Origin of the sequence: Nitrosomonas supralitoralis (assembly GCF_003011925.2) — a bacterium.
In the GTDB taxonomy this organism is placed as follows: domain Bacteria; phylum Pseudomonadota; class Gammaproteobacteria; order Burkholderiales; family Nitrosomonadaceae; genus Nitrosomonas; species Nitrosomonas supralitoralis.
On sequence record NZ_PXXU01000003.1, the window covers coordinates 42,415 to 64,600 of the forward strand.

Consider the following 22,186-nt stretch of genomic DNA (forward strand, 5'->3'; position numbering starts at 1 on the left):
GACGAGCACGAGGGTTGTGAATGATTGAGACTGACCGACTTGTAACTTCAATTTCCTCATCTTCTCAGGAGGAAATATTAGAGCGAGCATTACGTCCTAAACAACTCGAAGAGTATGTCGGTCAGGAAAAGATTCGCGAGCAGCTGCAGATATTCATCGAAGCTGCAAGAAACCGGCACGAAGCACTCGATCATGTTTTGTTATTCGGGCCGCCCGGTTTAGGTAAGACGACACTTGCACACATTATAGCCAGAGAAATGGGTGTTAATCTGCGACAAACTTCGGGTCCGGTATTGGAGCGTCCAGGTGATTTGGCGGCTTTATTGACTAATCTGGAGCCTAATGATGTTCTGTTTATCGATGAAATTCACCGTCTTTCACCAATAGTAGAAGAAATTCTTTATCCGGCGCTAGAAGATTTCCAATTAGATATTATGATAGGCGAGGGGCCAGCAGCAAGATCTGTGAAGCTCGACTTGCCATCATTCACCTTGGTTGGTGCAACGACACGTGCCGGCATGTTGACGAATCCATTGCGAGATAGGTTCGGAATTGTGTCACGCCTGGAGTTTTATACACCGGAAGAACTTTGCAAGATTGTTATCCGTTCCGCCGGGTTATTGAATGTGGAAATTTCAGCCGATGGAGCGTTGGAAATGGCACGTCGTTCTCGTGGTACACCACGCATAGTTAATCGATTATTACGCCGTGTGCGTGATTATGCTGAAGTGAGGGCAGATGGGCATATTACTCGTTCCGTTGCTGATGCTGCTTTGATTATGCTGGATATTGATGCGATCGGTTTAGATGTAATGGACCGGAAATTGCTGTTAGCGGTATTAGAGAAGTTTTGTGGCGGTCCAGTCGGGGTCGATAATCTCGCAGCTGCGATAAGTGAAGAGCGCGACACTATTGAAGATGTATTAGAGCCGTATTTAATTCAGCAAGGATTTCTGAAACGTACATCGAGAGGTCGTATGGCAACCACAGCGGCTTATCAGCATTTTGGTATTGCTCAGCAAAATGGTGGATTAAGCGGAGAACTGTGGGAAGAAATAAATACATAATTAAATAAAATACTTATAACATATGCAGACTCAAACATTACGATTTATTGTAGCTATATTACTGACACTGATGGCGATGTTGTATTTTTATACTGATCGTGAAAAAGATTTTTACAGTAAGAGTGCTGAAACTGCAATTGCTCAAATATTAACTGAAATTTCGAGCTGGGAAAAACAATCACTTTTGCTTCACTTGGCGCCAGAAGCTAAGCAAACAATAAACCACGAACAACTTGATGAATTGATGGATCTGTACCGCAGTTTCGGTCGATTTCAATCCATCGAGGAGATTAATTTTTCACGCACTGTCAGTGCATTTTCGTTAATTGGAGAAAAGCGCATTAATTATTCGGGTATTGCTAAATTCGATGCGGGGTCAATTAATTTTAATATTACCTTAGTTGAGCGAGGAGGTTTTTTCCTTGTATATAATTTTACTTTAGCAAAAGCTTCAAGCGAGTAGGATCTAAATGTCCAGCATAATTCATGATATTATGCTTTGAACTATATTCTTTATATAGTAGTCATATCGATCATTAGAACAGTTTGTTATAAATTTCACAGTGGAGGCTATTTAATAATGAATCAAAATTTATCAACTGCTGCGCAAAGATCACCTTCTGCGATAGCAACAAATAAAGTATTACGCAATACATATATGCTTTTGTCCCTAACATTATTGTTCAGTGGTTTTACTGCTGCCATATCAATGATGATGAATATGCCGCCAATGACTTACTTAATATCAGTCATTGGTGCAATGGTGATTGCGATGTTTGTATTGCCCCGCTTTGCCAATTCACCGGCTGGAATCGGCATCGTGTTTCTGATTACTGGCTTGCTGGGATTTGGATTGGGACCGATGTTAACCATGTACGCGTCTCTTCCTAATGGTGGCAATATCATTACATTGTCGCTCGCTGGAACGGGAGCAATATTTATGGGACTGTCAGCGTATGTATTGACTACACGAAAAGATTTCAGCTTTTTAGGTGGATTCTTGATGGTAGGTTTTTTGTTGGTATTGCTGGCAGCTCTGGCCAATATTTTTCTACAAATACCGGCTATGTCATTAATGATATCAGCTGTTGTCATTATGATCATGAGCGGCTTTATCCTGTATGACACAAGCCGTATCATTCATGGTGGTGAAACCAACTATGTGTTAGCCACTATTGGTTTATACATGACAATTTTTAATATCTTCATTAGCCTACTGCAAATATTGGGTATTATGGGCAATGATGACTGATTTATAGATGTTTAAATGATTTTCAAACAAAACCCCGGTTAAGCCGGGGTTTTGTTTTGGACAAAAGAATTAAAGAGGAATTAATTATGGAGTGGATGCAAATCATTTCCGCATTGGCATTAGTCATGTTTATCGTTGTCTTGTTTCCAGCAACTCGGAATATGATAAAGAATAGCCCCAAAGGCTCGTCTTCTGATTGGATGAGCTTCATGATTCCAATTGCTGCAGTAATCCTATTTATCGTGTTACTGATTAAATTAGTTTGAGGTACATATTAATAAAACGATTATTTTAATCTGTAAGAGACGCGGGTTTTAATTCGGCTTCATACACTGGCGGATTCAAACTCGAAGTGCAACTTTTAATGTCTGCTTGGTGTAACTTACCGACACTCCGAAGAATACCTCATGCGGGGTTCTAAATCTTAGCACTTTGCGTGGGTGGTGATTGAGTCTATCAACAGCCCACTGCAATTGTTCTTCGGTAACATTCGTTAATTCCAATTCTTGTGGAAATACTGCCGTAGCAATCCATTGCTGTTCTCATTCAGTCCTCGTCCCCTGGCATGATAAGGATGTGCGAAGTCAATGTGGCATTTGTGCTTGTAAGGACGTAATAGACTGTTGATCTTCACAGTCACGCCCACGCTATGTTTGCTTTGCAATTGGTCAGCCAGGACGTAACGCGATCTCCTTTCTGCCAGCGTTACCAGCATTCCCTGATGGTTCTTGCCAATTACTGTATCACACCCTCCCAATCGCAAATACGAACTCTCTGCTCAGCCATCTCCGGACGTTCATCAATGTTGACCCGGTTACGGAGGGTGTCACGACGATCAAATCCTCTTCCTTAATGCTTGCGCCGTGGCTGCTGACAACGCAGATGCCGCCACAAGTCATCACCTGCCTGTTTGTCAGCGTAAATGTACTGATAGATGGTCTCATGACTTATTGACAATTCATCCTTCAGTGTAAGTCGATCTGATGCTTGTTCGGTGCTCATGTCCTGTCGAATCAATCCGACTATTATGCTCCAGACTTCCAAATCAAATCGTTTAGTGTGACTGCATGCCCGACGACGTCTATCTCGCAGCTCTTGAGCCTGCTTCGGGCGTCTTCTTCGAGCCTCAATTGTGTCTGAGTTCACGGCAGACTGTAGATTTGTCCACTCCAATTTCATTCGCAATTCCGGTTTGATTAAATCCCGCCTTCCTTAACCTGTATATCTGATATCGTTGTTCCTGGGTAAGCTACTGATAGTGCTTGATCTGTATTCCTTTTCTTGATCGTTTAAGAAGTTCAGCTGCTAATGCAGCTTGCCTCCTGTTAATCTTATAAAAGTTGCACTTAAACTTGAGTCCCCCACTTTATAAAGAGTAGCCAGTTGCGAGAAGAATTGAAATGAAATTTTGCATTTTATGCATGCTTTTTGGCGGCATTCTTATAGCAATACCATTTTTGAAACATGGGAATATTCCTATAAAAATCATGAATTTTCCTTGTTTGAGCATCAGCGACATGCTAGAATTTCCACTTGATTAATTAGCATGTAGAAGGTATCTACAACTAAGAAAATCTAAGTTGCGGATAATAAGGAAATTCAGCCAAGGAAATGCGATTATCGTCAATCATGGTGTGGTTTTAACAAAACAAGATTGTGACATATGAAGTTCGTAAACTGGCTGAATCAAGATAATGGTTCAGGTTTGTAGTGTTCAAGGTCGTACCTGAAGTCTGTAAAATTAGTAATCATGTAGGGGGAAATATGGGAAGTAAATCAGTAGTAACCTGGGCGGGGGTGTCCGCTTTTACTTTGTACTCAAGCATGGCGGTAGGGCAGCAATCTAAATTTAATTTTCCCGAGCCGCAGAGTGTCATAGCACAAGATATCTATGATCAACACATCACGCTTCTGTGGATTTGTTTGATTATATTCGTTGGTGTATTTGGAGTGATGTTTTATTCCATACTCAAACATCGTAAATCTTTGGGTTATAAAGCAGCAAACTTTCATCATAGTACTGCAGTCGAAGTGATCTGGACTACAATACCGTGTCTCATTCTGATTGCGATGGCGTGGCCAGCGACGAAAACGGTCATTGCAATGAAAGATACTTCTGGCTCCGAGATGACCATTAAAGCAACAGGCTATCAATGGATGTGGGGTTATGATTATCTTCAGGGTGAAGGTGAGGGTATAAGTTTTTTTAGTAAGCTATCTACACCAAGAGCTCAAGTCGAGAATAAAGAACCCAAGGGCGAGCATTATTTACTAGAAGTCGATAATCGCGTGGTTGTTCCAGTTGGTAAGAAAGTGCGCATTATCTTAACAGCAAATGACGTGCTTCATGCTTGGTGGGTGCCGGCGTTAGGTATCAAACAAGATGCTATCCCGGGTTTTATTCGTGACACATGGTTCACGGCAAATAAGGCAGGAGTTTATCGTGGTCAATGTGCTGAGTTGTGCGGCAAAGATCATGGCTTTATGCCGATTGTGGTAGAAGTGATGGAGGCAGAAGATTATAGCGAATGGGTGGCTGCCCAGCTAAGCGGTTCTGCAGTTAAAACATCAATGCATATTGAAAATAAGTAAAAGGAGATAACTATGGCAGCAGTACATGGTGACGCACACGGACATGATGATCATCATCCTAGTGGCATAATGCGCTGGGTTACAACGACCAATCATAAAGATATTGGTTCGATGTATTTGTGGTTCAGTTTTACGATGTTCTTGATTGGCGGATTTTTGGCAATGGGAATTCGTGCTGAATTATATCAGCCAGGTATTCAGATTCTGGAACCTGAGTTATTTAATCAATTTACAACGTTGCATGGCTTGATTATGGTGTTTGGTGCCATTATGCCGGCATTTGTTGGCTTTGCTAACTGGCAAGTGCCGCTGATGATTGGCGCTCCTGACATGGCATTTGCGCGCATGAACAACTGGAGTTTTTGGTTGTTGCCAGTGGCAGGCTCGCTTCTGGTTGGTTCATTTTTTGTTCCAGGCGGTGCCGCAGCGGGTGGTTGGACATTTTATCCGCCGCTTTCAACACAAGGTGGCTTAGGTGTTGATCTAATGATTTTTGCAATTCATATTTTGGGTGCATCATCAATCATGGGATCGATCAATATCATTACGACCATATTGAATATGCGCGCTCCTGGCATGACATTGATGAAAATGCCAATGTTTGTATGGACGTGGTTGATTACAGCCTACTTGCTGGTTTTGGTTATGCCAGTGCTGGCTGGAGTGGTGACCATGTTGCTGACAGATCGTCATTTTGGTACTAGTTTCTTTAATGCGGCGGGTGGTGGTGATCCAGTGATGTTCCAGCATATATTCTGGTTCTTCGGTCATCCAGAAGTCTATATCATGATTTTGCCTGCGTTTGGTATCGTATCGGAAATTATTCCGACTTTCTCGCGCAAACCGCTGTTTGGGTATTCCTCAATGGTTTATGCGACTGCGTCAATCGCGATTCTATCCTGTGTAGTGTGGGCGCATCATATGTTTACAGCAGGGATGCCAGCAGTTGGCCAGTTGTTTTTCATGTACGCCACGATGTTGATTGCAGTGCCAACCGCGGTTAAAGTGTTCAACTGGACAGCTACAATGTGGCGGGGTTCGATGACATTCGAAACGCCAATGTTATTCGCAATCGGTTTTATTTTCCTGTTTGTGATTGGTGGATTCAGCGGAGTAATTTGCGCGATCGTGCCGATCGACATACAAGTTCAAGATACTTATTATGTAATTGCTCATTTCCATTATGTGTTGGTATCAGGAGCATTGTTCTCGTTGTTTGCGGGTGCGTATTACTGGATGCCAAAATGGACCGGCAATATGTATAACGAAACCTTGGGTAAATGGCACTTCTGGCTGTCAATGTTCTTCTTTAATTTGACATTCTTTGTGCAGCATTTCTTGGGACTGGCAGGAATGCCACGAAGAATACCGGATTATAATTTGCAATTTGCAGATTTTAATATGATTTCCAGTATCGGTGCTTTTGGATTTGGGCTGACTCAGCTGCTTTTCCTCTACATTATGATCAGCTGTATTCGTGGTGGAGAAAAAGCGGCAGATAAACCATGGGATGGCGCAACAACATTGGAATGGACACATTTGCCATGTCCTGCTCCGTACCATAGCTTCGAGAAACCACCTATTGTCAAGTAAAACAATAAGGAAAAGTATGTCACAAGAGCCAGATAAAAAGCGTAAGAAATTTATAACAGCAATTATTCTGTTTGCTATGGTTGCAGCAATCTATATAACGGTTATTTTAAAAGTATGGTAGAGCGTAATTTGAAATCAAATATTCTAATGATGAAAAAGTTGTTGGTTTTCACGTTGATCATGTTTGTGTTTGGATATGCACTCGTTCCATTTTATGAAAAGTTTTGCGAAGTAACTGGAATTAATAATTTGCTGCAGCCGGACGTACTGGCTAAGGATAACTGGGTGGATGAAGACCGCTGGATTACGATTGAGTTGGATGCCAATACAAGAGGACTGCCTTGGCAATTTAAATCGCTACAAACCAGCGTACGCATTCATCCAGGTGAATCAGTAAATGTGATGTATGAAATTACGAATGATACAGATCGAGAAATTAGTGGACAGGCAATACCCAGTTATAGCCCACGTTTTCTTGAGAAGCATTTGAAGAAATTCGAGTGTTTCTGTTTCACAAAACAGGTGCTAAAACCACATGAAACTAGGCAGATGCCTGTGCAATTTGTGATTGAACCGGGGTTACCTGCAGACATAGATACGGTGACAATATCATATACTTTTTTTGAACTGCCTGGTGGCGCAAGCACGGCCACGGAATAAGGAATTGGAAGTTGAACAAAAATACTGAAAGAAAAAGTAGCGCTAGTATTTGGCAAATTGCAAAAGCAGTAATGTTCGCTTTTATGGGAATTCGGAAAAAAAGTGATCTTGAGCATGATGCAGCAACCTTAACGCCTGCACAAGTAATCATTGGTGGAATTATCGGAGCTATTATTTTTGTACTTGGCGTTATGCTGGTGGTTAGATTGGTGGTTAGTTAGATTTTGAAATAATCTTAAGTAGAAGGAGAGAAGAATGAGTCAAGAATCTGGACATTATTACGTCCCAGCTCCGTCGATGTATCCAATAATTGGATCAGCGGCAATTTTATTCATGGGATCAGGTGCTGCACTGACAATGAATAAGATAGAGCTTGGCTATGGGTTGTTAGGAATAGGTTTTGCGATATTAATCTATATGCTGTTTGGATGGTTTGGAACAGTCGCCAGAGAAAGTGAAAGTGGGAAATATGGTGAGCAGGTAGATCTATCCTTTCGCTGGGGTATGGGTTGGTTTATCTTTACCGAGGTGATGTTTTTCTGTGCATTTTTTGGTGCGTTATTTTACATGCGGAATTTATCAATTCCTTGGTTAATCGAAGAAAGCACAGTTTTAGGAAATGATTTCTGGTCTGCTTATGATGGTACTTGGCCAACTTCAGGTCCGGGTACGCACGAAGAATTTACTCCGATGGGTGCTTGGGGATTGCCTGCTTTCAATACATTGTTACTTTTAACCTCAGGCGTTACATGTACGATAGCCCATTGGAGATTGAAGGAAAATAGACGCGATGGACTAAAACTATGGTTATTGGCAACGATAGCATTGGGTAGCTTATTTATTGCTTGCCAAGCTTATGAGTATGTTCACGCTTATAACGATTTGAACCTGAAATTGACTACCGGAGCATACGGTTCAACATTCTTTATGTTGACAGGCTTTCATGGTTTTCACGTGACAATCGGTACGATTATGTTAATCGTGATCTATTTTCGTAGTGCCGCAGGACACTTTACACCTGAGCATCATTTTGGATTTGAAGGTGTGGCTTGGTACTGGCACTTTGTCGACGTGGTATGGTTAGGGCTGTTTGTATTTGTTTATCTGATGTAAATAGCTAAAGTAGTTGCAAAACAAGATTCCATCTTTATGAAACTTAGGAATAAAGCACATGATTTTTTACCCAAGTTTCACGCAAAGATGGAATCGATACAAAACTTAATGAGTTATTAAGAAATTTTATCCTCTTTTAATATGCTGATTCATCGCATGAACCAGAATAGAAATAATTTAGTATCATGCACTTAAGTAAATAAAAATGACAGCAATGGGATACAACTTTAAACCAAAATTATGGTCAATAGCACTGACCATTTTATTTGGCGTAATTTTTTTCGAGCTAGGTAAATGGCAGTTGTCTCGAGCTGATGAGAAAAACGTACAGCATGAGCAACTTGAAAAGTATGCGATGCAGCCTGCAGTTACATTGCCAGGAAATCCGATAAAATTAGTTGATTATCAATATCGTGATGTTGAAATACGGGGTGAATACCTCGCAGATGAAACGATATTTCTTGACAATAGAACTTATCAGGGGCGTGCAGGTTACCATGTCATAACACCGCTAAAAATTTCTAATAGTTCAATGTTTGTAGCCATCAACAGAGGCTGGGTGGCCACGGGTAATGATCGGTCAGTATTGCCTTTAGTAACAACAGATCGAGGTGAAGTAACTGTATTTGGTACGGTAGTATCACCAGAGATAAGGATGTTGGAACTTTCTGGCAGTACCTTATCAGGGCCCGTTTGGGACAACTTCAATCTGGAAAAGTATCAAGAAATAACGGGGTTGAAAATGCAGCCCATTATGGTTTTACAAAAAGATGAAATCGAAGATGGTTTGATACGATCTTGGCATAAACCAGATTCTGGAGCATCAAAAAACATTGGGTATGCAGTTCAATGGTTTTCTTTAGCAGTTACAACAATAATTATTTTTATAGTTTTGAATGTCAAACGAACAAATTCAGAAGGGAAATAGACGCAAGTTTCTATTATTGCTTGCTTTAATGTGTGCGCCCGTAATCGTTTCTTATGCTTTGTATTTCTCGGAATACAGGCCGCAAAGCACTCACTATGGCGATCTAATCCCCATTGTCAAAGTTGCAGGAGCAGGCACAAATCAGAGTGACAATACAATACTTCGTATGAAAGATCTTCATGGAAAGTGGGTTTTGGTAACTGTAGATTCAGGTCAATGTGATGAGGCTTGCAAAGATAAACTATATTTCATGCGTCAAGTGCGCTTAGTGCAAGGAAGAGAAAAAAATCGAATTGAAAGACTTTGGTTAATTAATGACAATGTTAAACCAGACGATGAATTAAAAAATGAATATGAAGGTACTTTTTTTGTTAGTGCAAAAGATAGCGAAATTCTTAGCTATATCGAGACTCAGGATGTGCAAACAAAGCATATATATTTAATAGATCCCATTGGTAATTTAATGATGCGATTTCCAGAGAAAGTGGATGGCACCAAAATGGGACACGATTTGAAACGCTTGTTACACGTTTCACAATTAGAACACTAGCATTTTTGCTAAGTATGAATAACAAAGCTGCGAAACTAAAAAATAAAGATTGAGTACAGACATAGGAGATTAATGACATGGCTACCAGTATTGCTTGGCATGAAACGGCATCGCGGATTAATCAATTTTATCGATTAACAAAACCTCGCGTAGTATCGCTGATTGTATTTACTGCAGTAATCGGAATGTTTTTGGCTGTTCCCGGAGCTGTTCCTATAGATACCTTGTTACTGGGCACCTTGGGCATAGCTTTAGTGGCAGGTGCTGCTGCTGCCTTAAATTGTCTTGTAGAACAAAAAATGGATGCAGTAATGGCTCGTACTAAAGGCAGACCATTACCACAAGGAAAAGTTAGCGTTCCTGAAACAACGTTCTTTTTACTGCTTGTTGGCGGTTCAGGGCTTTTCATTCTGTATAACTGGATTAACGAACTTACAATGTGGTTGACATTGGCGACATTTGTGGGATATGCCATTATTTATACGGTGATCCTGAAACCATTGACTCCTCAAAATATTGTTATTGGGGGTGCGTCGGGAGCTATGCCGCCCGTATTGGGGTGGACGGCAGTAACTGGAGAAATTGCCAGTGATGCTTTGCTGCTGTTTTTAATTATATTTGCTTGGACACCGCCACATTTCTGGGCGCTTGCTCTCTATAGAAAAAAAGAATACGCCTCGATTGGCATGCCTATGTTGCCTGTTACTCACGGTGACCAGTTTACGAAATTACATGTGGTGCTCTATACAATTATATTGTGTTTGGTAACTACGCTGCCTTACATTACACAAATGAGTGGCATGATCTATTTAGTCAGCTCTATTCTACTCAATGGTGTTTTTATGTACTACGCGATAGAAATATATCGTAATTACAGTGATCAGCTTGCAAGAGAGGCGTTTCGTTATTCAATCCTTTATCTAGCACTAATGTTTGTCGCGCTACTAGTGGATCACTACTTTTTTTTCTGAACTAGTGTCATAAAAAGTATATATTGCACTTGCAATACTTGCATGGGGTGTTGGAAGTAGTACCCATGGTATTGCAAGTGCAACAATAAAAATCGCTCATTAAGACTATGGCGGAAATAATTTTCCGGGATTTAAGATATCGTTTGGATCGAATAGTTTTTTAATATTTCTCATTAAATTCAACGTAACACTATCAATCTCTTTTGATACAAAAGCACGCTTTTCGCTGCCGATACCGTGTTCACCCGACAGTGTGCCGCGCAGTTTAATTACCAAATCAAATATCTCATCCAAACAGCGTTCAGCACGAGCCACTTCTTCCACATCATCAGGGTTGATTAACAGATTGACATGAATGTTGCCGTTGCCTGCATGACCAAAATTGACATTATGTAAGTTGTAGTGAGCGCTTAGACTTGTCAGTCCCTTTAAAAATTGCGGCAAAGTATCCACTGGTACTACCACATCTTCATTGATCTTCTTAGGTGCAATTTCCTTCAGAAGCGGTGACAAGGCTTTGCGAGCCTGCCATAGTGCAGTTGTATCGTTTGCTTGTTGTGCGTGAATTAATCCATCGGTATGACATGCATCGAGAGTAGCAGCAATCGAAGAGGTAATATCTTCGCTAAAGCCATCGACTTCGATCATCAGCATGGCATGCGTATTAAGAGGCAACATATCAGGATAGCGCCCGCGAATGAGATTAAGTGAGCCAGCATCGAGAAATTCTAATGCGCTCGGCAATTGCGGAAGCGCCATAACATTGACAATAGCCTTGGTACAACTTGAGAGGTCGCTGAAATGTGCCGTAATGCCAGTGACTGTTACGGGGAGCGCTGTGAGTTTGAGCGTGGCTTCAGTAATGACAGCAAGCGTTCCTTCGGAGCCAATTAAAAGCCGGGTCAGATCATAACCGACTACTCCTTTAGTGGTGTAACATCCGGTAGTGATCAAATCACCCGTGCCCGTCACGGCTTTCAAGCCCAGAACATGCTCACGTGTTGTGCCATACTTAACTGCATGAGGGCCACCTGCGCTGGTGGCAATATTACCGCCTATACTCGAAAAATGAGCGCTGGAAGGATCAGGTGGCCAAAAAAACCCGTGCGGCTTGGCAGCGTCCTGCACGGTTTGATTTAGTACACCGGGTTCGGCCACAATTACTCGATTGGCTGGGTCGACTGAGATAATGTTCAGCATGCGTTCCATCGATAAGGCGATACCACCAAATTCTGGTAAGCTGCCGCCTGCTGTTCCGGTACCACGACCACGAGGAATAATCGGAACGTGATATCGATTACACAATGAAATGATATGGCATACTTCTTGCGTGGTTAAGGGAAATAGTACAGCATCAGGTGGAAAGATCTTACGGCTGTTGTCATAGGCATAAGAGTAACAATCCACTGGATCAGTATAAAAACGGTCGGATGGAAATGCTTGTTGCAGCTCTGTGATCAAATTAACAGGCAACATGAGGGAAAAGCTAACCTGTAAGCCCTAGTTTAGATATTCAAATGCTTTAACAACTTTACGCACACCAGAGGTAGAGCTGGCAATTTGGGCGGCATTGTCACCTTCCTGGCGCGTTACCATACCGAGTAGGTACACTACGCCATTTTCAGTAACGATTTTAACGTGATTGATCTGGAACTTGCGTTCAGCCAGAAATCGCGCTTTTACCTTTGAAGTCAGCAGCGTATCATGACTGCGGGATGACAATGCAGTGTTTGCGGCAATGGCGATTTCGTTGTGGATACGGCGCACATTGTCAACACCCATAATCAGTCTTTCAATATTTGTTTTGATGGCTTCAGTAGGCGCTTCTCCGGTTAAAAGTACGATCCTGTTGTAGCTGGTCACATTAATGTGGACATTATTGCCAAATTGTTGATGGATGCGCCGTGAAGCTTTAAGCTCTATGCCTTCATCCTCAATAAAAATGCCGCTGGTTCTACGATCTTCAGAAATATAGGAATTCGATCCTGAAGCTGTACTCAGTGTATACATAGGACAGCCAGCTAATAAGGGAAAGCAGACTAAAACAGACAACCAGCGCCAATCGAGATATTTCATTTAATTAACTCCACAGAATTCAAAATTTCATGCCTGATAATACAGTAAAATAGTCTGATAACGAACAACCCGTTAGTCAAAACGGCGGTTAACTGACAGCATGAATACAAAACCAGTGCAACAGACACGAAATCAAGTTAAAACAAGCACGGATAACAGCGAAACCTCATCCGCAGTGCTGGGCGTTGCTGTGGGTGAAGATCGCTATTTGATATCGATGTCTGAGGTCAGCGAAGTTATACCGATTCCAAAATTGGCCCATGTTCCGCTGACGCAACCTTGGTTTTTGGGCTTGGCAAATATACGCGGTAATCTTTATGGAATTACGGATTTAGGCGCTTATCTGGAAAAAGTTTCCATGCCGTTCAATCAAAAATCGCGAATCTTATTGTCATCGCCTGCTGATAAACTGTATGGCGGATTCATCGTGAACAGCATGCTGGGAATCAGAAACTTGTCTGAATTTACTCCTGCTAAACCTGCCAAGAAGAAACTGCCGAAAGGTATTATCAAGCAATACAAGGATACGGAAGGACGTTTGTGGCAGGGATTGAGCTTATTTGCACTGATCCGGGACGAAAAATTCCTGCAGATCGCGCGTGAATGAATTGCTGTCGAGTTCCGCACCCGTGCATTTTTATTTAACATTGATTGAATAGTGATTAACAACATCATGTCGATTTCCCCCTCAACCGCTAAAGATAAAGCTAAAATACTGGGCGAAGCCTTGCCGTATATCCAGCGTTTTCATGGTAAAACCATCGTGATTAAATACGGCGGCAATGCCATGGTGGAAGAAAATCTCAAACATGGGTTCGCGCGTGATGTCGTGCTGTTAAAACTGGTGGGTATGAATCCGGTGATCGTGCATGGCGGCGGACCGCAGATTGACGACATGCTCAAACGTGTTGGCAAGCAGGGCGAATTTATCCAGGGTATGCGCGTAACCGACGCTGAAACCATGAATGTAGTTGAAATGGTGCTGGGCGGATTGGTCAACAAGGACATTGTGAATCTGATCAATCGTCACGGCGGCAAAGCCGTCGGCTTGACGGGTAAGGACGGCGCTTTTATCCGCGCCAAGAAAATGCTCATGGCGGATCGTGAAACCGCAGGCAAATGGATTAATATCGGGCAGGTCGGCGAGATCGAATCGATTGATCCTGCACTCATCGCGCTGCTCGACACGCAGGATTTTATTCCGGTCATTGCACCGATTGGCGTCGGCGCCGAAGGCGAATCGTACAATATCAATGCCGATATGGTCGCGGGCAAACTGGCTGAAATTCTCAGAGCCGAAAAACTGATTCTGTTATCCAACATACCCGGCGTGCTGGATAAGGATGGCAACCTGCTGACAGGTCTCACAGCGCAGCGAGTGGATGAGTTATTCGCCGATGGCACTATTTCAGGCGGCATGATGCCGAAAATCGGCTCAGCGCTGGATGCCGTCAAGAAAGGCGTTAAGTCCTGCCATATCATTGACGGGCGTGTGGTACATGCTCTGTTGCTGGAAATTTTGACCGATCAGGGCGTAGGCACTTTGATCAAAGAAAATCAGGAAGAATTTACTTAAGGGCACTTCTAAAAAACCACATTTCGTCACAAAACGTTGTTGTTCGCAAAAAATGTTTCCTTACATTTCAGTTATATGCTGCGACAACATTTTTTGTTCTCGCCTCAATTTGTTTAACACCCTGAATTATAAGAAGTGTCCTTAACTGTCCTTTCGAGCCGTGCGAGAAATCTGCCAGGTTTCCTTACCTTGTTCGGAAAGACAAACGTGCGCTAAGGGGATTTTCTGCAAACGCAAAACACATCAGTACCTACCAGCGCTTGCCTAAAGCGGTCAAGATACCCCGCAGAATCTGCACTTCCTCCTTTTCCAATCGGGCGCGGCCAAACAATCGACGAATGCGCTGCATCAATAACCTGGGCTTTTGCGGATTGAGGAAATCACTGGCAATCATGACTTGCTCAAGATGCGCATACAATAATTCCAGCTCATTGAAATTAGCCGGTGATCCAATTGGGGGAATAGGTTCCTCATGTTCAATCAGCGCCATGCGCAACTCATACGCCATCACTTGCACAGCGCTCGCCAGATTCAAAGAAGAAAATTCCGGATTGGCGGGAATATGGATAATCATCTGGCATTTACTCACCTCCGCCGTGGTTAGTCCGGAAGTTTCAGCGCCGAATAATAAAGCCACCGGCTGCTGACGTGCATAACGCAATAATTCTCGAGCGCCCTGTCGCGCATTGAAAATTTCATGCGATAGGCCACGTGGTCGCGCGGTAATTGCAGCACTCAACACGGTGCTTTCCAACGCTTCATCCAGTTCAGAGCAGATCTTTATTTTTTCCAGAATATCGCGTGCACTGACCGCACGGTCATCGGCTGCTTTATTCGGGAAAAGCCTGGGATTAATCAGATAAAGCGAACTCAACCCCATCGTTTTCATTGCCCGCGCTGCTGCGCCAATGTTGCCGGGATGGCTGGTGTGGCTGAGGATGATGCGAACATGGTCGAGCGGGGAAACTGTATTCATAAGAGTGAGTTTTTTCAAGCGAAGCGACTGACTTCAGAGGGCGATCAATGCTGCTATGAACCTTGAAGCCGTTAAATATGCTCAGATATCTGAAATATGGAACTATATATGGATCTTTTCATTCATGGATCTCTTAATTATCTTGATGTTTGTTATTCATTTTAAGGATATTATTAATTATTTCATGGCTAATATTGTTAAGCTATTGAAACCAAATAAAGAAATATAACAAATTAAGGCTCTTGGTGCTTTAGGATGGCAATCCTCAATCATTATTGGATGAGGGAAGTAAAGAATATTTATAGCGAACGATTTACTTTTTTGGGGAGCGGGAGTTAAGAAAAAAGAATAACACTAATATTTTTGATTAAAGCTGAATTAAATCCCCATCGCGGATGGCGGGGGCTTTTAAATTTTACTATCCAACCCATTCTCGGCCAGTTCCGCCGCGCGTAGAATGGCTTTGGCTTTATTCTGTGTTTCTATCCATTCGTTTTGAGGGATTGAATCAGCAACGATTCCCGCGCCTGCTTGCACGTGCAGTTGGCCATCCTTGATCACGGCGGTGCGAATCGCAATGGCCAGATCCATGTCGCCGTTAAATCCCAGGTAACCGACTGCTCCGGCATACACGCCGCGTTTGGAGATTTCCAGTTCGTCAATGATTTCCATCGCGCGCACTTTGGGCGCACCGCTTACAGTGCCGGCCGGGAATGTGGCACGCAGCACGTCAATCGCGCTGAGTTCGGGCTTTAGTTTGCCATCTACATTGGATACGATGTGCATGACATGTGAATAGTTTTCAATTTGCATTTTTTCCGTAACCTTGACGGTTCCGGTTTGTGCTACGCGGCCGATGTCATTACGGCCCAGATCCATCAGCATGACGTGTTCGGCGATTTCTTTCGGGTCGGCGAGTAGATCGGCTGCCAATGCGGCATCTTCCTGAGGGGTTTTGCCACGCGGGCGAGTGCCGGCAATCGGGCGCACGGTGACCGTATTGCCTTCCAGGCGCACCAATATTTCAGGCGATGCGCCTACTACATGAAAATCATCAAAATGGTAGAAGAACATATAGGGAGAAGGGTTGAGGCTGCGTAGCGCGCGATAGAGTGCCAGCGGCGATGCGGTATAGGGTTTGCTGGTGCGTTGCGATAACACGACTTGCATGATATCGCCATCATAAATATAGCGCTTGGCACGCTCTACAGCGGCTTTGAATGCTGCTTCAGGAAATTCTGAAACTGCGGCGCCGGAGGCAACGGCTTGTTCGGTTGGAATTGTTACCGGTTGACGCAGTTTTGCCAGCAGGGTCTTGAGTCGCTGACGTCCGGTTTGATAAGCGTTTTCCTGCGTCGGATTGGCGTAAACAATCAGATAGAGCTTTCCGGAGAGGTTGTCGACCACAGCCAGTTCTTCCGAAAGTAACAGCAGAATGTCCGGTGTATTCAAGGTATCCGGCTTAGTGTGGCTTTTCAATTTGTGCTCGATGTAGCGCACAGCGTCGTATGAGAAGTAACCAGCCAGACCGCCACAGAAACGGGATTTTCCGGTTGGGCAGGGAGCGGCTTTAAATTGCCCCAGATAGGATTCGACATAAGCCAGGGTGTCGCTGACCGTGACCGTTTCTACTGTGCCGTTATTTATCATAGTGATCGTGTCTTCGTACACGACCATGCGCGTTGTTGCCGGGAGCCCAATAATCGAAAACCGGCCAAAGCGCTCGCCACCCTGTACCGATTCCAAAAGATAGGAGTAGGGTTGGTTGGCCAGTTTCAGGTAAATCGATAAAGGGGTATCAAGATCCGCATAAGTTTCCAGAACTATGGGAATACGATTGTATCCCTGCTGCGCGAGCTGATTGAATTCTGCTTCGGTCATTGAGGTTTTTAAGCGACTCTTTTAACCAGCTTTGATGCATCCAGCAGGGTATCAACGATCGCATCGCAATCCAGTTCGTACACATCGCGCCCCTCATTGTAACCATAGGGTACACAGAATACATGGCAACCAGCTGCTTTGGCGGCGATCGCATCATTCAATGAATCGCCGATCAGTAATACTTCATGCGGTTGTGCATCGAAGTGCTTGCAAATATGTATGAGCGGCATGGGATCAGGCTTTTTCTTGGGTAAGCTATCGCCCGACAGAACGATCTCAAATTTTTCAAATAACCCCGTCGCTTGCAGCAGCGGTATGGTAAATGCTTCAGCTTTGTTGGTGATGCAGGCCAATCTATAGCCAGCTTGCTGCAGGGCTTGTATGCCGTCGACAACGCCCGGATAGGGGCGCGTATTTACGCTTAAATTGTTGGCGTAATGCTGTTCGTAAATTGGCAAAGCTTTGCCAAATAAAGCGGCGTCGGGTTCAGCATCCAGTTGTCCGGTTAATGTGCGTTTGACCAGTTTTTGTATGCCTTTCCCGATATAGGAGCGAATGGTTGCTGTCGATTGTTCTGGCATACCCAAATCCTTCAGCATCAGGTTTGCGGAAAGTGCGAGGTCTTCAGCGGTATCGAGCAATGTGCCGTCCAGGTCAATCATAATGACCTTGATCGCGATTGGGGATACTGTTTTGTCAGCTGAAGCCGTGTTGCTAGAAGAGCTATGATTCATTTGGATAGTGGAAAAGTAATATTTTAGTAAAGTTGCGTTTGCTTAAACTTTTGCAAGTTCAGCCCGGAATGCAGCGATTATGCTGTCATATCGATGTGCATCGGCATCTTTGCCAGCCTGATATATCGCAGAACCTGCGACAAAAGTATCGGCGCCGGCACGAGCGATTTCGGCAATATTATCCACTTTCACGCCGCCATCGATTTCCAGCATAATGTTTTTGCCACTGGCATCGATACGTTTTCTGACAGCACGCAGTTTGTTCAGCGCTTCAGGAATGAATGTCTGTCCGCCAAACCCTGGATTGACTGACATAATTAAAATCAAATCCAGTTTATCAAGCACATGATCCAAATAGTATAACGGTGTGGCCGGATTAAAGACCAATCCTGCTTTGCAGCCTTGTTCTTTAATCAATCCGATGGTGCGATCGATGTGATTCGAGGCCTCCGGATGAAATGAAATGATATTGGCGCCGGCCTTGGCGAAATCAGGGATGATGCGATCTACAGGCTGTACCATTAGATGCACGTCAATAATTGCATCGGTGATAGGTCTAATGGCTTCGCAAACCAAAGGCCCAATGGTGAGATTGGGAACATAATGGTTGTCCATTACATCAAAATGTATAATATCCGCTCCTGAATCAATAACATCGGTGACTTCTTGACCCAATTTGGCGAAATTAGCAGAAAGAATGCTGGGTGCTAAACGTTGCATGAGAACCTCTCGATATTCAAATCCGCTATTTTAACCGTAAATGTCAGGCTGCGCGTAAAAGAGTGATTGTTAATGAGCAAATTTTTCCATTAATCATATATCTGTTTCTTGGTAAACTACTGCTGAAAACGAAAAACAGTTTGGAACAAAAAGATGACCGAAGAGAAGAAATATGAAATTGATGTCAATGTTCGTACCGTATATTTGCCTGATCAATCGGACGAGGAGACGGATCGGCATGTGTTTGCCTATACCATTACCATTGCAAATAACGGTACGGTGGCCTCTCAGCTCATCAGCAGGCATTGGATTATCAATAATGGTGATGGCACTATTCAGGAAGTGCGCGGACTGGGTGTTGTGGGCGAGCAGCCGTTACTGAAACCGGGAGATAGTTTTGAATATACCAGTGGAACGGTGATTTCGACTTCAGTCGGATCAATGAAAGGCAGTTACCAGATGGCGGCTGAAGACGGTTTTCATTTTGATGTGGCCATACCGGAGTTTATCCTGAGTGTGCCCAGGACGCTGCATTAGTGTGGCTGATTTTTTGATTCTGGTGTAATGTGTGATTTCTTGTAATTTTCAATATTTCAATGGCCGGTAAACTCTATCTGGTTCCGGCGCCAATCAGTGAAAACGATATCGCCTGGGTGTTACCAACGGCAGTGCAACAATGTGTCGCGGGAATTTCTTATTTTATCGTTGAGCACCCAAAAACGGCGAGACACTTTCTGAAGCAGCTGAATTGCAAATGTCCTCTGCAGGAATTAAATGTGCAGACCCTGAATGAACATACGCAGGCAAAAGATTTGTTGCCTTTGCTGGATCCATTATTGGCTGGACACGATGTTGGCTTGCTGTCTGAGGCAGGTTGCCCGGGGGTGGCGGATCCAGGAGCCGAGTTAGTCAGGCTGGCGCATAAAAATAGTATTACTGTCGTGCCTTTGGTTGGACCATCATCCATATTGCTGGCATTGATGGCCTCAGGTTTAAATGGACAGCGATTTGTTTTTCATGGTTATTTGCCGGTTGAGAGCGTTGCCAGAGCAAGTAAAATCATAGAGCTTGAAAAAATATCAATCAAGCTGAAACAAACGCAAATTTTTATTGAAACCCCCTACCGCAACCAGAAACTGCTCGAGCAATTAGTCAAGGTGTGCAATGACAACACTGATTTGTGCGTTGCAACCGATTTGACATTCTTCAGTGAGATGATTGCAACCAGATCGATCAAAGAGTGGCGATGTGCTTTACCCGATATCAATAAAATACCGGCGATTTTTTTATTGCACGGATAGCCAATCGCGGTACGGGCTTAATTCAGAGCTTTGAGCGATTATTGATCTGGATGCTTTTTCTGAATAAATTCTATTTTGTAGCCATCGGGATCTTCGATAAATGCAATGACTGTTGTGCCATGTTTCATCGGACCTGCTTCACGGGTTACTTTGCCACCCATTTTTCTGGTGTTTTCGCAGGCTTGATAAGCATCCTCCACTTCAATGGCAATGTGGCCAAAACCTTCACCCAGGTTATACGAAGGCGTATCCCAGTTATGCGTCAGTTCCAATACGGTACCGTTAGCTTCATCCTGATAACCTACAAAAGCGAGAGTGAATTTGCCATCCGGGTAGTCTTTGCTGCGTAGTAATTTCATCCCTAAAACTTGCGTATAAAACGCAAGTGATTTTTTGAGATTACCAACTCGAAGCATAGTATGTAGAATACGCATTTAAATTTTTACCATTTCAAAATCGTCTTTACGCGCACCGCATTCCGGGCAAGTCCAGTTAATTGGCACATCTTCCCAGCGCGTACCCGGTGCAATGCCTTCGTCCGGAGATCCTAAGGCTTCATCATAGATGTAGCCGCAAATTAAACACATGTAACGATTATATTGACTATTCTCTTCGGTAGGCATGATAGATAGCAATGTCCTTTTAGGTTAAAATAATATTTTACGGTATTAATGCATGTTACAGCCACCCCCAATCGTACTTTCTTTTGCTGCCAATGACCCCACTGGTGGGGCAGGTCTCCAGGCCGATATGCTGACTATAGCCAGTCTGGGTTGTCATCCTTTGTCCGTCATGACGGCTATAACCGTCCAGGATACAGCGGGTGTAGATGAAATAATGCCGCTGGATTCCGAGTGGATTGTGGATCAAGCGCGAGCCGTATTGGAAGATATGCCGGTTCATGTGTTTAAGATTGGATTGCTGGGCAGCGTTGAAATTATTGCTGCTATCGCAGAAATTGTTTCTGATTATCCGCATATCCCTTTAGTGATGGATCCGATATTGACCTCCGGACGTGGGGATGAACTGGCTAATGAAGAAATGATTGATGCAATGCGCGAATTATTGTTGCCGCAGGTTACGATATTAACGCCCAATAGTTTGGAAGCCAGGCATCTAGCGCAACTGGATAACGACAGTAATGAGAGCAGACTGGATCTGACCGTTTGTGCGCATCGATTACTGGACATGGGGTGCGAATATATATTGATAACCGGCACGCATGAGAATACAGCGCAGGTGACCAATACCTTGTTTGACATGGATGGTTTGGTGCGTTCCGATCATTGGGATCGACTTGAGCATACTTATCATGGTTCGGGTTGTACGCTGTCATCAGCAATCGCCGCATCGTTAGCCAATGGGTTATCTATTAGCGAGAGTGTCATTGAGGCACAGGATTACACCTGGCATACATTACAAGCCGGATTTCGACCTGGTATGGGGCAATATATTCCCAACCGGCTATTCTGGGTCAAGGATATCGTAGAGCATGAAAACGATGATGTCGATGCGTCCATTGAGAAACCTGAGAATTAGAGGGTTATATGCGATAACTCCGGATTCTCAAAATACCAATGATCTGCTGGATGGGACGCAACAGGCGTTGACAGGCGGGGCGCAAGTTATTCAATACCGTAATAAGTCAGCGGATAAGGTGTTACGTAAGGAACAAGCCGGATTGTTGCTGCAGTTGTGCAGGCAGCATGAAATTCCGCTTATCATCAATGATCATATTGAACTTGCAATTGAGATTGGTGCGGATGGAGTACATGTGGGCCGTGACGACATATCAATATCGACTGCGAGAAAATTGCTGCCGCCCGGTAAAATTATTGGCGCATCCTGTTATAACAATCTGGAATCGGCGTTGGAAGCAGAAAAACAAGGCGCTGATTATGTTGCTTTCGGTGCTTTTTATCCCTCAACGACCAAGCCGGATGCAATACCGGTTTCGATCAATCTGGTCAATCAAGCAAGACAAATAATAACAAAGCCAATTGTTGGGATTGGCGGTATCCGCTTAATCAATGCTGCAGTGGTTATTCAAAACGGTTGTGATGCCATTGCTGTTTGCGGCGATTTGTTTCAGGCTGAAAATATTAAGGTAAGAGCAGCGCAATACGCGCGATTATTTGCAGGGAAACTGTAATACATTTTAATACGAATTATCTTTATCAACTTTTTATGAGTAAC

General features: G+C 43.6%; 27 protein-coding genes. 17 read left to right on the plus strand and 10 right to left on the minus strand.

Annotation, left to right across the window (positions count from 1 at the left end; translation table 11 throughout):
* Positions 1–20 precede the first annotated feature (20 nt).
* From ruvB to C7H79_RS01355, 3 genes are all read left to right on the plus strand, one after another.
* Positions 21–1,067, plus strand: a complete 1,047-nt coding sequence (ruvB, locus tag C7H79_RS01345; RefSeq protein WP_106705499.1) for a Holliday junction branch migration DNA helicase RuvB — start codon at positions 21–23, stop codon at positions 1,065–1,067.
* 70 nt (positions 1,068–1,137) lie between these two features.
* A complete protein-coding gene (locus C7H79_RS01350; RefSeq protein ID WP_242447077.1) occupies positions 1,138–1,530 on the plus strand; it encodes a hypothetical protein in 393 nt (130 codons plus the stop codon).
* 117 nt (positions 1,531–1,647) lie between these two features.
* Positions 1,648–2,319: a Bax inhibitor-1/YccA family protein gene (locus C7H79_RS01355; RefSeq protein ID WP_106705501.1), complete on the plus strand. Its 672-nt coding sequence runs from the start codon at positions 1,648–1,650 to the stop codon at positions 2,317–2,319.
* A gap of 493 nt (positions 2,320–2,812) precedes the next feature.
* On the opposite strand, the gene C7H79_RS17615 is transcribed toward C7H79_RS01355, so the two are convergent.
* A complete protein-coding gene (locus C7H79_RS17615) occupies positions 2,813–3,076 on the minus strand; it encodes a hypothetical protein (protein WP_147383551.1) in 264 nt (87 codons plus the stop codon).
* 369 nt (positions 3,077–3,445) lie between these two features.
* The gene (locus C7H79_RS19375; protein ID WP_106705578.1) at positions 3,446–3,544 is read right to left on the minus strand and encodes a helix-turn-helix domain-containing protein; all 99 of its coding nucleotides are present in this window, start codon (positions 3,542–3,544) and stop codon (positions 3,446–3,448) included.
* A 539-nt stretch (positions 3,545–4,083) separates the two neighbouring features.
* Between C7H79_RS19375 and coxB the strand changes: the two genes are divergently transcribed.
* The 8 genes from coxB to cyoE all read left to right on the plus strand — a co-directional run bounded on the left by coxB (position 4,084) and on the right by cyoE (position 10,726).
* Positions 4,084–4,911 (plus strand): cytochrome c oxidase subunit II, encoded by an 828-nt coding sequence (gene coxB, locus C7H79_RS01370; protein ID WP_106705503.1) that lies wholly within the window; start codon positions 4,084–4,086, stop codon positions 4,909–4,911.
* A 12-nt stretch (positions 4,912–4,923) separates the two neighbouring features.
* Positions 4,924–6,504, plus strand: coding sequence for a cytochrome c oxidase subunit I (gene ctaD / locus C7H79_RS01375; RefSeq protein ID WP_106705504.1), 1,581 nt, complete (start codon positions 4,924–4,926; stop codon positions 6,502–6,504).
* Positions 6,505–6,618: 114 nt separating this feature from the next.
* Positions 6,619–7,164, plus strand: a complete 546-nt coding sequence (locus tag C7H79_RS01380; RefSeq protein ID WP_106705505.1) for a cytochrome c oxidase assembly protein — start codon at positions 6,619–6,621, stop codon at positions 7,162–7,164.
* A gap of 11 nt (positions 7,165–7,175) precedes the next feature.
* Positions 7,176–7,385, plus strand: coding sequence for a DUF2970 domain-containing protein (locus C7H79_RS01385; protein WP_106705506.1), 210 nt, complete (start codon positions 7,176–7,178; stop codon positions 7,383–7,385).
* A gap of 34 nt (positions 7,386–7,419) precedes the next feature.
* Entirely contained in the window at positions 7,420–8,277 is an 858-nt protein-coding gene (locus C7H79_RS01390; RefSeq protein ID WP_106705507.1) for a cytochrome c oxidase subunit 3, read from the plus strand.
* Positions 8,278–8,482: 205 nt separating this feature from the next.
* On the plus strand, positions 8,483–9,205 hold the full coding sequence (locus tag C7H79_RS01395) for an SURF1 family protein (RefSeq protein WP_106705508.1): 723 nt from the start codon (positions 8,483–8,485) through the stop codon (positions 9,203–9,205).
* A complete protein-coding gene (locus tag C7H79_RS01400; protein WP_106705509.1) occupies positions 9,174–9,755 on the plus strand; it encodes a redox-active disulfide-containing membrane protein in 582 nt (193 codons plus the stop codon). Before C7H79_RS01395 ends, C7H79_RS01400 begins: the two co-directional genes overlap by 32 nt.
* Before the next feature lie 77 nt (positions 9,756–9,832).
* Positions 9,833–10,726, plus strand: coding sequence for a heme o synthase (gene cyoE, locus C7H79_RS01405; protein WP_106705510.1), 894 nt, complete (start codon positions 9,833–9,835; stop codon positions 10,724–10,726).
* Positions 10,727–10,831: 105 nt separating this feature from the next.
* On the opposite strand, the gene C7H79_RS01410 is transcribed toward cyoE, so the two are convergent.
* Both C7H79_RS01410 and C7H79_RS01415 read right to left on the minus strand, forming a co-directional pair.
* The gene (locus C7H79_RS01410) at positions 10,832–12,202 is read right to left on the minus strand and encodes an FAD-binding oxidoreductase (RefSeq protein WP_106705511.1); all 1,371 of its coding nucleotides are present in this window, start codon (positions 12,200–12,202) and stop codon (positions 10,832–10,834) included.
* Between the two features lie 24 nt (positions 12,203–12,226).
* Positions 12,227–12,802: a BON domain-containing protein gene (locus C7H79_RS01415; RefSeq protein ID WP_106705512.1), complete on the minus strand. Its 576-nt coding sequence runs from the start codon at positions 12,800–12,802 to the stop codon at positions 12,227–12,229.
* 100 nt (positions 12,803–12,902) lie between these two features.
* Here C7H79_RS01415 and C7H79_RS01420 point away from each other — a divergent pair, with 100 nt between their 5' ends.
* Both C7H79_RS01420 and argB read left to right on the plus strand, forming a co-directional pair.
* Entirely contained in the window at positions 12,903–13,409 is a 507-nt protein-coding gene (locus C7H79_RS01420) for a chemotaxis protein CheW (protein ID WP_106705513.1), read from the plus strand.
* Positions 13,410–13,475: 66 nt separating this feature from the next.
* The gene (gene argB / locus C7H79_RS01425) at positions 13,476–14,378 is read left to right on the plus strand and encodes an acetylglutamate kinase (RefSeq protein WP_106705514.1); all 903 of its coding nucleotides are present in this window, start codon (positions 13,476–13,478) and stop codon (positions 14,376–14,378) included.
* Positions 14,379–14,628: 250 nt separating this feature from the next.
* Here argB and C7H79_RS01430 read toward each other — a convergent pair whose 3' ends face one another.
* The 4 genes from C7H79_RS01430 to rpe all read right to left on the minus strand — a co-directional run bounded on the left by C7H79_RS01430 (position 14,629) and on the right by rpe (position 18,689).
* A complete protein-coding gene (locus tag C7H79_RS01430; protein WP_106705515.1) occupies positions 14,629–15,354 on the minus strand; it encodes an RNA methyltransferase in 726 nt (241 codons plus the stop codon).
* A 408-nt stretch (positions 15,355–15,762) separates the two neighbouring features.
* The gene (trpE, locus tag C7H79_RS01435) at positions 15,763–17,235 is read right to left on the minus strand and encodes an anthranilate synthase component I (RefSeq protein WP_106705516.1); all 1,473 of its coding nucleotides are present in this window, start codon (positions 17,233–17,235) and stop codon (positions 15,763–15,765) included.
* A gap of 8 nt (positions 17,236–17,243) precedes the next feature.
* Positions 17,244–17,969 (minus strand): phosphoglycolate phosphatase, encoded by a 726-nt coding sequence (locus tag C7H79_RS01440; RefSeq protein WP_106705517.1) that lies wholly within the window; start codon positions 17,967–17,969, stop codon positions 17,244–17,246.
* Positions 17,970–18,011: 42 nt separating this feature from the next.
* Positions 18,012–18,689 (minus strand): ribulose-phosphate 3-epimerase, encoded by a 678-nt coding sequence (gene rpe, locus C7H79_RS01445; protein ID WP_106705518.1) that lies wholly within the window; start codon positions 18,687–18,689, stop codon positions 18,012–18,014.
* A 153-nt stretch (positions 18,690–18,842) separates the two neighbouring features.
* On the opposite strand from rpe, the gene apaG reads away from it, so the two are divergent.
* Both apaG and C7H79_RS01455 read left to right on the plus strand, forming a co-directional pair.
* Positions 18,843–19,226 carry a Co2+/Mg2+ efflux facilitator ApaG/CorD gene (apaG, locus tag C7H79_RS01450; protein WP_106705519.1) on the plus strand — a complete coding sequence of 128 codons (384 nt, stop codon included), beginning with the start codon at positions 18,843–18,845 and terminating at the stop codon, positions 19,224–19,226.
* Between the two features lie 59 nt (positions 19,227–19,285).
* Positions 19,286–19,990 carry an SAM-dependent methyltransferase gene (locus tag C7H79_RS01455; RefSeq protein ID WP_106705520.1) on the plus strand — a complete coding sequence of 235 codons (705 nt, stop codon included), beginning with the start codon at positions 19,286–19,288 and terminating at the stop codon, positions 19,988–19,990.
* 38 nt (positions 19,991–20,028) lie between these two features.
* Here C7H79_RS01455 and gloA read toward each other — a convergent pair whose 3' ends face one another.
* Together gloA and C7H79_RS01465 are read right to left on the minus strand one after the other, a co-directional pair.
* Complete coding sequence (gene gloA, locus C7H79_RS01460) at positions 20,029–20,424, minus strand: lactoylglutathione lyase (protein WP_106705521.1); 396 nt, start codon at positions 20,422–20,424, stop codon at positions 20,029–20,031.
* The gene (locus tag C7H79_RS01465; protein ID WP_106705522.1) at positions 20,425–20,613 is read right to left on the minus strand and encodes a rubredoxin; all 189 of its coding nucleotides are present in this window, start codon (positions 20,611–20,613) and stop codon (positions 20,425–20,427) included.
* Between the two features lie 52 nt (positions 20,614–20,665).
* Between C7H79_RS01465 and thiD the strand changes: the two genes are divergently transcribed.
* Together thiD and thiE are read left to right on the plus strand one after the other, a co-directional pair.
* A complete protein-coding gene (gene thiD, locus C7H79_RS01470) occupies positions 20,666–21,529 on the plus strand; it encodes a bifunctional hydroxymethylpyrimidine kinase/phosphomethylpyrimidine kinase (RefSeq protein WP_106705523.1) in 864 nt (287 codons plus the stop codon).
* Positions 21,483–22,142 carry a thiamine phosphate synthase gene (gene thiE, locus C7H79_RS01475; protein WP_242447080.1) on the plus strand — a complete coding sequence of 220 codons (660 nt, stop codon included), beginning with the start codon at positions 21,483–21,485 and terminating at the stop codon, positions 22,140–22,142. The genes thiD and thiE overlap by 47 nt, the downstream gene beginning before the upstream one ends.
* Positions 22,143–22,186 lie beyond the last annotated feature (44 nt).